This is a genomic window from Streptomyces sp. NPDC002671 (assembly GCF_053592475.1).
The window spans coordinates 155889-168049 of the sequence record NZ_JBSFVU010000015.1 but is presented as its reverse complement, the minus strand read 5'-3'; the positions used below and the strand labels follow the sequence as shown (position 1 = coordinate 168049).

Annotated in this window: 11 protein-coding genes; 1 reads left to right on the top strand and 10 read right to left on the bottom strand. The window is 72.2% G+C overall.

Translation table 11 applies throughout. The features are described 5' to 3' along the window. The first annotated feature begins 133 nt into the window (after positions 1-133). Positions 134-1276, top strand: a complete 1143-nt coding sequence (locus ACWD35_RS24010) for a LacI family DNA-binding transcriptional regulator (protein WP_451353329.1) — start codon at positions 134-136, stop codon at positions 1274-1276. 84 nt (positions 1277-1360) lie between these two features. Here the strand turns inward: ACWD35_RS24010 and ACWD35_RS24005 are convergent, their stop codons facing one another. From ACWD35_RS24005 to ACWD35_RS23960, 10 genes are all read right to left on the bottom strand, one after another. After that, positions 1361-2347, bottom strand: coding sequence for a TIGR01777 family oxidoreductase (locus ACWD35_RS24005; RefSeq protein WP_451353328.1), 987 nt, complete (start codon positions 2345-2347; stop codon positions 1361-1363). 331 nt (positions 2348-2678) lie between these two features. Beyond that, the gene (locus ACWD35_RS24000; protein WP_451353327.1) at positions 2679-3608 is read right to left on the bottom strand and encodes an amidohydrolase family protein; all 930 of its coding nucleotides are present in this window, start codon (positions 3606-3608) and stop codon (positions 2679-2681) included. Positions 3609-3743: 135 nt separating this feature from the next. Beyond that, positions 3744-3989 (bottom strand): hypothetical protein, encoded by a 246-nt coding sequence (locus ACWD35_RS23995; RefSeq protein ID WP_451353326.1) that lies wholly within the window; start codon positions 3987-3989, stop codon positions 3744-3746. Positions 3990-4086: 97 nt separating this feature from the next. Continuing rightward, positions 4087-5031 (bottom strand): aldo/keto reductase, encoded by a 945-nt coding sequence (locus ACWD35_RS23990; protein WP_451353325.1) that lies wholly within the window; start codon positions 5029-5031, stop codon positions 4087-4089. 38 nt (positions 5032-5069) lie between these two features. Then, positions 5070-6560 carry a GMC family oxidoreductase gene (locus ACWD35_RS23985; RefSeq protein WP_451353324.1) on the bottom strand — a complete coding sequence of 497 codons (1491 nt, stop codon included), beginning with the start codon at positions 6558-6560 and terminating at the stop codon, positions 5070-5072. 85 nt (positions 6561-6645) lie between these two features. Then, positions 6646-8598 carry a radical SAM protein gene (locus tag ACWD35_RS23980; protein WP_451353323.1) on the bottom strand — a complete coding sequence of 651 codons (1953 nt, stop codon included), beginning with the start codon at positions 8596-8598 and terminating at the stop codon, positions 6646-6648. 32 nt (positions 8599-8630) lie between these two features. Beyond that, positions 8631-9560, bottom strand: coding sequence for an SDR family oxidoreductase (locus tag ACWD35_RS23975; RefSeq protein ID WP_451353322.1), 930 nt, complete (start codon positions 9558-9560; stop codon positions 8631-8633). After that, on the bottom strand, positions 9557-10597 hold the full coding sequence (locus ACWD35_RS23970; RefSeq protein ID WP_451353321.1) for an ROK family protein: 1041 nt from the start codon (positions 10595-10597) through the stop codon (positions 9557-9559). The genes ACWD35_RS23975 and ACWD35_RS23970 overlap by 4 nt, the downstream gene beginning before the upstream one ends. Beyond that, positions 10578-10949: a cupin domain-containing protein gene (locus ACWD35_RS23965; RefSeq protein ID WP_451353320.1), complete on the bottom strand. Its 372-nt coding sequence runs from the start codon at positions 10947-10949 to the stop codon at positions 10578-10580. The genes ACWD35_RS23970 and ACWD35_RS23965 overlap by 20 nt, the downstream gene beginning before the upstream one ends. Then, the gene (locus tag ACWD35_RS23960; RefSeq protein ID WP_451353319.1) at positions 10942-12153 is read right to left on the bottom strand and encodes a sedoheptulose 7-phosphate cyclase; all 1212 of its coding nucleotides are present in this window, start codon (positions 12151-12153) and stop codon (positions 10942-10944) included. The genes ACWD35_RS23965 and ACWD35_RS23960 overlap by 8 nt, the downstream gene beginning before the upstream one ends. Between the last annotated feature and the right edge of the window lie 8 nt (positions 12154-12161).

The following is a 12161-nucleotide window of genomic DNA, read 5'->3' as shown; positions in this document are numbered from 1 at the left end:
GAACAGCGGGCCGATTCATGGGAAAGTCATGTGCTCGAACGGGTGTTGACCGGACATCGATCCTGGAAAATCCTGGCGGGAGCGGTGGCCACGGTCGCGCAGGCTGCGACAGGTGATGGATCAGGGAGTAGGCATGGCGGGCTGGGCCCACCGACCGGCGGAGTCCGCCGCCCTGGAGGTCAGAGGGCTGAAGTTCCGCATGCTCGCGGACCGTCTGCGCCGGGAGATCGGCGAGGGCCTCTGGCCGCCGGGCAGTCGGCTGCCGACCGAGCAGGAGCTCGCCAGGGCACACGGGGCCTCGGTGAGCACCGTCCGCCGCGCCGTCGCCGATCTGGTGGCCGAGGAACTTGTGGTACGCCGCCAGGGTTCGGGCACCTACGTGCTCGCTCCGAAGGCGGCCACCAGCCGCTCCGCCCTGATCGGCGTCATCGTTCCCGACACCGCCTTCTACTACCCCCGGGTCCTGAAGGGCATCGAGGAGGAGCTCACGGCGGCGGGTGCGCGGTCCGTGATCGCCTGCTCCGGCTACGACCAGGCCCGGGAGATCAGAGCCCTTGCCGACATGCTCGACGCGGGCGCCGACGGTCTGCTCCTCGTGCCGACCCTGGCCGGGCCGGAGACCCCCGAGGAGTGCCTGACCCGGCTGTCCGGACTGCCGGTGCCGGCCGTCCTGGTGGAGCGGCGGGGGACGAGCCTGGGCGACACCACCGAGAGCGTCTGCACCCACCACGAAGCCGGGGGCTACGACGCCGTGCGCCACCTGGCCCGGCTCGGCCACCGGGTCATCGGCCTGGTGCTGCGGCTGCACAGTCCCACCACCGAACCGGTCGGCCGGGGCTTCCATCAGGCCGTCCGCGAACTCGGCCTCTCCAGCACCGAGTTCCGGGCGGCGCTGGAGGAATGGAGCCCGGCTGCGGCCGACCGCTGCCTGGCCGGGCTGCGTCATGCCGGCGCGACCGCCGCCGTCTGCTTCGGCGACCGGCAGGCGGCCCTCCTGCAGGCCGCCGCCCGCCGCTGCGGGCTGCGCGTCCCGGACGACCTGGCGTTGATCGCCTACGACGACGAGATCGCCGACATCGCCGAGGTCCCGCTGACCGCCGTGGCACCGCCCAAGCACCTGCTGGGCCGTACGGCTGCCGCGCTGCTGCTGAACCGGCTGGAGCACCCGGAGGACTCCCGCCGGCAGGTGCTGCTGCGGCCCGCGATCACCGTCCGGGAGTCCTGCGGAGCCGCCAGGCCCCGGCTCGCCTCGCTCGCGGACTGGCCTCGCACCTGAAACCCCCGGGTCAGGGACCCGGGGGTTCTTTGGCCAGTGGTCGTTGTGCCCGTCGGGGGCGGGCAGGTGCCGGCCGGGGGCAGGTCACCGCCCGGCTGGCTCACGGGGGGAGAGGATACGGCGAGCGCAGGGGCGGTGGGTGGCCCGCTGTACGAGAGACGTAGCGGCCCTCTCCCACTCGGGATACGCGAAAGCGAACCCGGCTGCGCGCAGCCGACCCGGCACCACCCGACGGCTCTTGAGCAGCAGCTCGGTGTCCGAGCGCAGCGCGAACGCCCCCAACTCGGCCATCCAGCGCGTCGCCGGCAGCCCCACCGGGACGCCCCAGGCCGTGCGCAGCGCCCGCATGAAGTCGCGGTGCGGAAGGGGGCCGGGCGAGGCGAGGTTCACCGGCCCATCGAGGTCGTCCCGGGCGATCAGGAACTCCACCGCTCGCACGAAGTCTTCGTCATGGATCCAGGAGATGTACTGCGCGCCGCCGGCTACCGGACCGCCCAGCCCGAGTCGCGCCAGCCGCGACAGTACGTCGAACACACCGCCCCGGTCCGGGCTCATGACCATCGCCGAGCGCAGCGCCACCTTGCGGGTCGCGGGAGTCGGCGCCTCGGCCTGCGCGCGCTCCCAGTTCTGCGCGATCTCGACGCTGTACGCCCAGTAGTCCGGCACCCCGGCCTCCGAGCCTCCGATCACCCCGGTCGCCTCGTCGTGTGCCGCGTCGAAGCGGTGGGCGTAGACCGTGGCCGTACTCATCTGCAGCCAGACGCGCGGTGGCCGCGCGGCGGCGGCGATCGCCTCTCCGACCACCCGCGCCGAATCCACCCGGGAGTCCATCATGGCTTGCAGGTTCGCGGCGGTGTAACGGCAGGAGACGCTGCGCCCGGCCAGGTTGATCACGACATCGCAGCCGTCGATCGCCGCGGCCCAGCGGCCGAGCGTGGCCCCGTCCCATCCGATGTCGTGCGCCCGCACGGGACGCCGGGTCACTACCGTGACCTCGTGGCCGGCTGCCGTCAGCGCACGGTCGAGAATCGTGCCCACCTGTCCGGTTCCCCCGGGCAGCACTACCTTCATCGAACCCCCTCGGCTTCGCTCGGCATCAGCGTAGCCCGTCTTTTTGAACGTGTTCAACTTGGGTGCGCGTTTGAGCACCTTGATCCGGTTGACATGGCCTTCCACGACGCCGGAGTTCCAAGGCTGTGACAGGCCGTAGTTGGTCGCCTTGCGGGTGGATGAGGATCCAGCGGGTGACGGCGCGGGCCGATGGCGGCCGGGGCCCGACCGGCTGGGGCTTGCCGCGGAGGACGGAGCCGTCGGCCTGGTCAGCTGGCCATGCCGCCTCTGTATTCGGTCGCAGTCTCCGCCGGGCGGCTCGGCGAGGGCCGGGCCGACTTCGCTGATGGCATTACAGCCTGAACAGCCTTGCTGCGTTGTCGTGGCACACGGCCCGCAGCCACTCCTGTCCGAGGTCCAGCCGCTCCAGGGCGTGGAGCTGGTGCACGTAGGGGTAGGGGATGTTGGGGAAGTCGGAGCCGAGCAGGATGCGGTCGCCGAGGCCGGCGAGCCGGGGCAGGGCCTGGCTGGGGAAGGGTGTGAATGCCTCGGTGAAGTCGGTGAACGCCATCGTGGTGTCCAGCCGCACTTGCTTGTACTGCTCGGCGAGGGAGAGGAAGTCCTCGTACTCGGGCATCCCCATGTGCGCGACGATCAGCCGCAGTCTTGGGTGCCGTGCCAGCACCTGCGCGATCGGTTCGGGGCCGGTGTGTTTGCCGGGCGCTGGCCCGGAGCCGCAGTGGATCACCACGGGGACCTGGGCCTCGGCCAGAACGCCCCATGCCTGCTGGAGGAGTTCGTCGGCCGGGTCGTATGCCCCGACCTGGACGTGTGCCTTGAAGACGCGCGCGCCCGCTTCGACGGCCTCGCGGACGTAGGTCTCGACGCCCGGCTCGGGGTAGAGGGTGGCGGTGTGCAGGCACTCGGGGGTGCGGCCGGCGAAGTCGGCCGCCCATCCGTTCAGCCACCGGGCCATGCCGGGCTTGTGCGGGTAGAGCATCGCGGTAAAGGCCCGGACGCCGAACTGCCGCAGCACATCGGCTCGTTCCGCCTCTTGCTGCCGGTAGGTGATCGGCCACTCCAGCCCGCCGGTCAGCGGCCCCTGCGCGTCGAAGTAGTCCCAGACCTTGTGCAGGACGCGCTCGGGCATGAAGTGCGTGTGGACGTCGACCAGTCCGGGAAGGCCGAGCCGGTCCCAGAAATGGCGGACCTCACCGGCCTCCTCACTCGAGGCGTCGATGGAGCCGGCCGAGTCGCCGGAGGTCGAGGACTGATCGTTCATGCGGCCCACGATCGATCCTGGTGAGGGGGCGGGTCCACCCCTTTCACCCTGAGCTGGGTGAGGGATTCGTCACCCGGAGCTTGACTGAGGGTCAGGTCCAGGTGGGCATGGCGTGCTCGGCGTCTGGCGTGCTGGTCAGGGCTGTTGGGCTGGTTCCGTTTCGGCCACGAGGGTGAACAAGCCCGGCTCTGTCTCGGTGGGGATGCCGCGGGCAACCAGCCGCTTGAGGCGCGAGCGCATGCCCTCGCGGTGCTTGGGCTCGGTACCGACATCGAGGATCTGACACAGCTGTCCGGCGCGCAGCGGACCGTTGAAAGGCAGCGGCCGGAGCCCCTTCTCGCCGTCGGCGCGGGAGACAACCGCAACGTCGACGCCGAGCAACGCCCCGTCGTCCTTGATATCACCACGGACGAACTCGCAGAGGTCATCAGCAGGCTCCTCGTCTGCGGACGACGGCCGAAGGGCTGCAGCGACCGCTTCAGGGCAGGGGGACGCCACGTGCGGCGACCCACAGCGCGTACCACTCCTCGTGGGTGAGGTCCGGCTCGCGCAGCACCGCGTCCGCGCAGGCGCTGATGCGTCCGGGGTGGGTGGTGCCGACGACGGGGGCGATGCCCGCCGGGTGGCGTTGGAGCCACCACAGGAGGATGGTCTCCGGCGTGGTCTCTTTGCGGCCCGCGAGGTCTGTGACGAGCTGGTTCACCGGCGTGTCCGCGTGGGTGGTGAGGCGGCCCTGGGCGAGCGGGCCCCAGGCCTGAGGTCGGATGCCCTCGGCCGCGCAGAATTCCAGCGTGCCGGGCGCGAAGCCGTTCTGCGTCGCGGCCGGTGTGTTGAAAAGGACGCCCGCCTCCACCCAGTCGCGCCGGGCCAGGCTCATCTCCAGCTGGTCGACGACCAGCGGGACGTCCAGGTGGGACTGGAGGAACGCGATCTGAGGGCCGTTCATGTTGGACACGCCGAACTGCCGGACCAGCCCCTGGGAACGCAGTGAAGCCAGCGCCTCGGCGATCTCCTCGGGGTCTGCGAGGGGGTCCGGCCGGTGCAGGAGGAGGACGTCCAGGGCCTCCGTGCGCAACCGGACGAGACTCTCCTCGACCCGTCGCAGGATGCTCGCTCCCCGCAGGTCGTAGTGTCCGGGCCGGTCGCCGTCGGGCAGCCGGATGCCGCACTTGGTCTGCAGGACGATGCGCTCCCGCAGCCCGGGCGTCCGGGCGAGCACCTCGCCGAAGACGGCCTCCGATTTGCCGTACCGGTAGATGTCGGCGTGGTCGAACGCCGTGATGCCGGCGGCCAGGGCCGCCTCGATGGTGGTCTCGGCGTGCTGGATGTCCTCGGCCGTGTACGGCCGGCTGTCCCAGCCGCCGCCGAGGCCCATGCAGCCGTAGACCAGCTTGTGCGTGCGTATGTCGGTCTGTGCCGCCATGGCGGTCTCCGTGGTGAGTGCGGGTGGTGGTGGGACGGTCAGGTGCGAAGGGTGTCGGCGAGCATCTCGGCGACGGCCAGGACCGGCAGCTGGGTGTTGGCGGCGGGGACGGTCGGCAGGACGGAGGCGTCGGCGATCCGCAGATCCGCCACACCGTGGACCGCGCCCTGCCCGTCGACCACCGCCCGCGGGTCGTCCGCCGGGCCCATGGCGCAGGTCCCCACGGGGTGCCAGTAGGTGCCCACCCGCCGGCGCAGATCGGTGTCGGACAGCGTGTGGGCCGGTGTTCCGTCCGCGGGGGCCGCCAGCGGCCTCAGGGCCGCGGCCAGTTCCTCCACCTTCCGGAGCCCCGACCGGACCACCGCCACGTCGCGGCCGTCCGGGTCCGTCAGGAACGCGGGGTCGATCTCGGGGGGTTCGAGGGGATCGGCCGAGCGGAGCCGAACGTGTCCGCGTGAGACGGGCTTCATCAGGAAGGCGGAGATCCCGGCCTCGTACTGCCCCGGCGGAAGCCTGCCGAACAGCGGCGGGCCGGCCGTGGGCAGCAGGTGCAGGTCCCACGCCCCATCCGGGCAGTACTCGCTGGCGGCCCGGACCAGCATCCGGCTGACGTACAGGTCCCCCTCCGCCTCCTTGGCCGCCAGGGCCGCGTTCAGATCGTCCGCGGGGGACAGGGGGACGAAGACACCGGGCTGGTCGGACAGGTTGGCGCCGACGCCCGGCAGATCGGCCTCGCACCGGACACCGATCTCCTTCAGGTGCGGGGCGGGTCCGATGCCGCTGCGCAGGAGCACCGCGGGGGAGCCGAAGGTGCCGGACGCCAGCACGTACGTGTCGGCCACCAGCGTCGTCCGCTCGCCGTCCAGGACGACGCGTACGCCGCGCACGCGGCCCTCGCGTACGACCAGCCGGTCCACCAGGGCACCGCCCAGGATCGTCAGGTTCGGTCGCGCCCGGGTCGCCGGGTCCAGGTAGGCGAAGGCGGCGTTGAAGCGCAGGCCGCCCGCCGCGTTGAGCAGCGGCCGGCCGTAGCCCGGCCGACCGGGCGTGCCCATGTCCACTTCCCGGTAGCCGAGTTCGCGCGCCGCCACCAGGGAGGCCGAGGCCCAGGCGGACAGTTCGCTGTCCGGGCCGGTGTGCAGGCCCATACGGTCCACGGCCCTGAGCCGGTACGGCTCCAACGCCGCCGCCGACCACCGTTCGCCGCCCGCGCTCGTCCACTCGGCGTGGTCGGCGTGCGAACCCCATGTGTTCCAGGCGCCGTTGATGCACGAGGAGCCGCCGAGGACCCGGGCCCGGATGCGGTAGAACGCGGTGTGCCGCTCCCACACGTCGTCACGCGGCAGAGCACGGGCGCTCAGCAGTTTCTGCGGCCACTCCTGCTGTCGTGGTCCGTAGTCGGGGCCCGCCTCCACGAGGCACACCGACCGGCCGGGGTCCTCACTGAGGCGGGCCGCCAGCACGCATCCGGCCACTCCGCCGCCGAGGACGACGACGTCATGGCCGGACGGGATGGATGATCTTGTCATGGTCGCTCCGTTGAGGTGTCGTCGCATGGGGCACGGCGGGAGGGGGCCGGCTGAGCCGGTAGGGCCGGACGCGGGTGCGCCGAACTCACAGCGGGCGCACGCCGAGTTCGGCGAGGAGCAGGCGCCGCTCGATCCGCGGGGCCGTGACCGGATCCGCGGCTGCCTTCCAGCGCCGTACGGCCGTGCGCAGTGTGCCGGTGTCCGCGTGGCGCAGCGCGGCCACGAAGCGGTCCAGTCCCCGGCCGCCGCGCGCCTCCTCGGGAGTCGGCACGGGACCGGCTGCCGGAGCTGCCGCTGCGACCGGCTCGCCCGTCAGTGCGGGGGCAAACTCCGGTGAGAACAGGGAGGACAGCTCCGCGCGGCGCTCCGGGCCGGCCAGAGAGCGCAGCGACTTCACGGTCACAGACTCCTCCTCGTGTCCGCGCGGTGAGCCCCAGGAGGCGATGTCCGCGGCGGGCAGCGTGCTGACGGAGGCCAGCAGGGCCAGCGCCGACACGGCGCGGTGGCCGCGCAGCACCTGCCCGGCCCGGGCGCACCAGCGCGCCAGCCGCTGCCGCGCGGCGATGTCCGGTGTACCGCCCGCGGGCAGCGCAGCGAGCAGAATCCGCCAGCAGTCCAGGTGGACGTCCAGGAGATCCTCGGCAAACGTGAAAGCGGACGTGAACGCGGACGGGCGCCTGGTGTCGCCCTGCCCCTGGGCGGCCAGCGCGGGAAGGATCTCGGCGTACAGCAGCCGTACGATCCGGTGCGGGGCGCGCTGGACCCGCCAGCAGTCGTCATGGAGGTGGTCCGCCAGCAGCTCCTCCACCGCGACCGGCTCCGCCGCCAGACCGGTGCGCACACCCCCGCCCTCTGCCTCGAAGTGGTACAGCTCGTCGAGGTGTTCCCCGGGCCGCAGCGGGGCGGAAACCCGCTCCACCTCCGCCAGTACCGCGTCGCTGCGCGCCAGCAGCGCCGCACGGCGCTCGGGCGTCAGGGCCGCCGCGTACGGCTTGAGGCGGTCCAGTTCCCGCGAGAACGCCTGGAGCAGGAACGGCGTGGTGAGCCGGTGGCTCATCGGCAGTCCCAGATAGGGGAAGACCGCGCAGGTGCGGCAGGCGGGGCGCTGCCCCACCTCCTCCTCGCGCACCCGGATCAGCTCCGGGTCCCGCACCAGTTCCCGGTACGGCCGTTCCCAGGCGAGCGAGGCGTCCCACTCGTGGTAGCAGGGCAGCATGACCCGGCCGTCCGGACCGATGGTGAGGATCCGGGAGTTGGCCCCGCACGCGGTCACGGTCGCCGGATCGAGTGTGCGCAGATGATGCAGGAAGGCCAGGTTCACCACGGTGTGCGGGGCGTACCGCTGCTCCGCGACCCGGCGCAGCAGCAGCGACGACGGAACCGCGCAAGGTGCCTCGGTGACTGCGGCCGTACCGCCGCGCCCGTTGACCGCGGCCAGCTTGAGCATGCGGACCGAGCCGGCCGGGCGTACCTCGCTCTGCGCGGCGAAGTAGCTGAACATGGGCGCCAGATAGATGTCCACCTCGTGCCGCTGCGCATAGGCGACCACGTCCTGGAGCTCCGCGACGTTCTGGTCGGTCACCACGCAGATCAGTTTGAGGTTGTCCGCCCCGTCGGCCCTCAGTTTCTCCACCAGGGTGAGGGTGCGGTCGAGCGTGTCGGTGCCCCGGATGCGGTGGTAGCGCTCGGCACTGAGTGTGTCCAGCGAGATGTTCAGCGTGTCGACGAGCGGCACGATCTCCGCCGCCTGCGGGGCGAAGCGGATCGCGTTGGTGGTGAGTTCCACGGTCATGCCCAGCTCATGGGCGTGGCGTACCGCCGTGGTCAGTTCGCGGTGCAGGGATGGTTCGCCACCGGTGATGTCGAGGTAGGTGACGCCGAGTTCCGCGAGTTCGTCCAGGCAGCGGCGCAGCCCGTCGGCCGTCAGCTCCTGGTGTCCGTCGAAGACGGGATCCTGCCAGACGTTGCAGTAGCCGCAGCGGGAGTTGCAGCGGAAGGTGAGGTACAGCCGGGCATGCCGGAAACGTGTGGGCGCCATGGCCAAGAGGGGCTCCTCGTGCAGGTGCGGATTCAGACGACGTAGGTCCCGGCGAACGCCGGCGCCAGCAGGCGCGCTCCCTCACGCACGCCCCGGACGGGGATCCTCTCGGTGGTGGGCAGAGTCGCCAGCAGCTCGCTGGTGAGACAGGCGTTCACCGGGCGGGAGGCGTAGCGCGTACGGGCCCGGGGCACCGGTGTCACCAGGCCCGCGGGCGCTCCCAGTACCCCGGCGATGACGGTGGCCCACTCGGCGCGTGTGACGCGGTCGGGGCCGCCCAGGTGCAGTACCGGGGGCAGCGGGTGCCCTGCGTACAGGAGGGCCGCTGTCACCTCCGCCACGTCGTCCAGGAGCACCGGCGTCGTCCAGTGGTCGTCAGGGGCCTCGATCCGCTCTCCCCGTTGCAGCCGGTGGGCGCAGGCGGCGAAGAAGTTCAGCCACTTGCCCGCGTCGGCCGGCTCGTGGCCGTACACCAGACTGACGCGCAGGGCCACGGCCCGGGGGGCCTTGGCGAGCAGCGCCTCCTCGGCCTTCAGCTTGGCCCGACCGTAGGCGTTCGCCGGGGACACGGGTGTGCTCTCGGTGTTGTGGGCCGTCTCACCGCCGAAGACGTTGTCGGTGGAGATCATGACGATCCGGGTGTCCGGTGCCAGGCCGGCGAAGGTGTCCGCCACGGCGACGTGCGCGGTCCTTGCCTCGTCCGGGTGGTCCTCGCACCAGGTGACGTCGGACGGGCCGTGCACCAGGACGATCCGCCCGGGACGCAGGCGGTCGAGCAGTCCCCGGCAGGCCTGGGCATCGGTGGCGTCCAGGGCACCCCAGCGGGCTCCGTACCTCTCGGTCGGCAGGACGGGCGGACGGCGCGAGACGAGTGTCACGGCCTCACCCGCCGATGCCAGACGCCGGGCGATCCCGGTGCCGACCAGGCCGCTGCCCACCACGAGGGTGCTGTCACCGGTCATGGCGCCCCCTGGGAGGAGGACACCAACGTCCGGTCCGCCAGCAGCCGGCCGGCACCGATCAGCCCGTGGTCGTCGTCGGCGATCCCGAGCGACACCATCCGGTCGATCTGCCCGGGATCGAGGCCGAAACAGCCCAGCCGCACCAACTCGGCCACCAGCAGGCGCCGGTACGGTTCGCCGACCGCCAGGGCGAAGCCGCCCATCAGGATGTAGCGGCACACCCCGATCGACGTGAAAACTCCCATGATCGCCTGGGCGAGCGGAGTGAGGGTGCCGCGCAGCACCTTTGTGGCGAAGGGATCGCCCGCGCGTACCGCCTCGGCGACGGCCCGGTTGTCGATGTGCTCCGCGCGGCCGTGGCACAGTGCGGCGAGCCGGGAGCCGCGGAAGGACATCCCGTCGGCGCGAGCGGCCCGGCGTGCCGCGGCCAGCACGCCCCGCCCGGAGGCGATGGCGCCCAGGTGGCCTCGCCCCCCGCAGTCGCACAGCGGCGCGTCGGGGGAGAGGTCGCACACCCAGTGCCCCAGCTCGCCGCCGTGGCCGTCGGCGTCGACGAGGACCTCGCCGCCGCGGAACACCTTGTTGCCGATGCCGGAGCTGACGGTCAGCAGGCAGAAGTCCCCGGGTTCGGTGGCGGCGTACCGCCAGGCCGCCGCCGTCAGGTCGTTCACCACCACGGCCGGTGCGCCGGTCCGCTCCGTCAGCAGCTCCCCGAGCGGCAACGGGTCTCCGCGCCGCCCCCAGACGGTGGGGGCGGCGAGCACCAGCCCGGCGGCCGTGATGGGTCCCGCGAAGGCCACGCCCAGCGCCCGCGGCGGACGTCCGCCGGTGTGCGCGGCGACCTCGCGCACGATCTGCGAGACCACGCGCCGCTGGAGCACCGGCACCGGTGCGCCGGGATCGCGGTGCATGCCGTCGACCGGCACCCGGCGCACCCGGGAGACGGCGCCCGTCGTGGGGTCGTAGGTGCCCACCCGCAGCGTGGTGCCGCCGACGTCGAGCACGGTGAACACGTCGTCAGCCGGTACGTCGCTCACCCAGTTCCTCCTCGAAGACGAGCAGCCTGAGGTCCCGCTCACCGTCGTTGAGCAGGCCGTGCTCCCCGTAGGCGGGGTTGACGACGACATCGCCGGGGCCCACCCGGAACTCCTCGCCGTCGCGGTACATCAGGCCGCCGCCGTCCAGCACGACGTAGGTCTCGCGGTCGGCGCCGTGCCGGTGCCGGCCGATCGAGGTGCCCGGCGGCAGGACGGCCAGGTCGATGAAGTCCGCGCCCGGGGAGCCCGGCCGGCGTGCGAAGACACGGTGGGCGAGGATCGTGCCGAGACCGCCGTGGTCCCGCTCCTTGCCTGCCAGCAGGTCCCGCAGGTTGACCACGGGCTCAGGCATCGTGCCGCTCCCCGTCCGCCGCCAGCGCATCCAACGCGGCCGTCAGGACGTCCCCGGGCACGTCCTCCAGCTCCTCGACGAAGGCCGCCTTGCCGATGCCCGTCGGGACGACGAGGTGCAGCTTGCGGCCCCGGCGCTGCCAGGAGGCGCGCAGGGCCTGGGTCATCAGCTCCGGTGTGCAGGTGCCGGGATCGAACACCGGCAGCCCGATCCGCCGCAGCAGCCGGACGATGCGGTCGCAAGTCTCGTCGTCCGCCAGTGAGAGCAGGCGCGCCAGGTGTGCGGAGAGCGCCATGTCCACGGCGACCGCCTCGCCGTGCTCCAGGCGGTGTCCGCCGGCCGTCTCGACGACCGGGCTGAAGGTGTGGCCGAAGTCGACGAGCCTGGCCAGGTCGTGTTCCTGGAGGTTGGGGCAGAGCTCCTCCATCATCAGACGCATCGACGTGCGCAGGACGTAGGTCTCCAGATCCCCGTGGGAGTGGTCCGTGCGGCCGTCGGCGCCGACAGAGCGCCGGAACGCGTCCGGGTGCCGTTCCAGCGTCTGGAACAGGTCCTCGTCCAGGATCACGGCCATCTTCACGATCTCGGCGAGGCCGCAGCGGATCTCCCGGTGCGGGAGCGTCGCGAGGAAGGCGGGGTCGTTCAGGGAGGCGTGGGCCGGGTGGTAGGCGCCGAACATGTTCTTCGTCTGCAGGGCGTTGACGCCCGTCTTGACGCCCACGCCGACATCCACCTGGCCCACGAGGGTGGTGTTGACCTTGATGTAGCGGATGCCCCGGGCATAGATGGACGCGGCGAAACCGACGACGTCGGCGAGGATGCCGCCGCCGACGGCGAGCATCACACCGTGCCGGTCCAGTCCGTCCGCCTTGGCGAGGGCGCAGACGTTCTCTGTCGCGGCGAGCGTCTTGTGGTGTTCGCCGGTCGGTATGACGTGCAGGGTCCACTGGCCGTGCCTGCAGTGGGCGTCCAGGTAGGCGCGCAGCCGGTCACCGTAGAGCCGGTCGACGGTCGGGCTGACGAAGGCCACGACCCGGCGGCCCTCCAGGTGGCCGGCGAGCAGGGCGTTGTGCGGGTCGAGCGCCCCGGCGGTGACGTCGACCCGGTAGCGGGTGCCGTCCGGGGCTCTCAGGTCGAAGCCGCCGGGGTCCTCGCGGACCCCCGCCGGCGGATGGCCGACCCGATCAAGAACCTGGCCTGACATTTCTCTCC

What these genes read in the sequence shown, in the direction of transcription:
- ACWD35_RS24000 (WP_451353327.1), bottom strand. Translation starts at nt 3,608, where the DNA reads ATGAACGATCAGTCCTCGACCTCCGGCGACTCGGCCGGCTCCATCGAC.
- ACWD35_RS23965 (WP_451353320.1), bottom strand. Translation starts at nt 10,949, where the DNA reads ATGCCTGAGCCCGTGGTCAACCTGCGGGACCTGCTGGCAGGCAAGGAG.
- ACWD35_RS24010 (WP_451353329.1), top strand. Translation starts at nt 134, where the DNA reads ATGGCGGGCTGGGCCCACCGACCGGCGGAGTCCGCCGCCCTGGAGGTC.
- ACWD35_RS23975 (WP_451353322.1), bottom strand. Translation starts at nt 9,560, where the DNA reads ATGACCGGTGACAGCACCCTCGTGGTGGGCAGCGGCCTGGTCGGCACC.
- ACWD35_RS23980 (WP_451353323.1), bottom strand. Translation starts at nt 8,598, where the DNA reads ATGGCGCCCACACGTTTCCGGCATGCCCGGCTGTACCTCACCTTCCGC.
- ACWD35_RS24005 (WP_451353328.1), bottom strand. Translation starts at nt 2,347, where the DNA reads ATGAAGGTAGTGCTGCCCGGGGGAACCGGACAGGTGGGCACGATTCTC.
- ACWD35_RS23990 (WP_451353325.1), bottom strand. Translation starts at nt 5,031, where the DNA reads ATGGCGGCACAGACCGACATACGCACGCACAAGCTGGTCTACGGCTGC.
- ACWD35_RS23985 (WP_451353324.1), bottom strand. Translation starts at nt 6,560, where the DNA reads ATGACAAGATCATCCATCCCGTCCGGCCATGACGTCGTCGTCCTCGGC.
- ACWD35_RS23960 (WP_451353319.1), bottom strand. Translation starts at nt 12,153, where the DNA reads ATGTCAGGCCAGGTTCTTGATCGGGTCGGCCATCCGCCGGCGGGGGTC.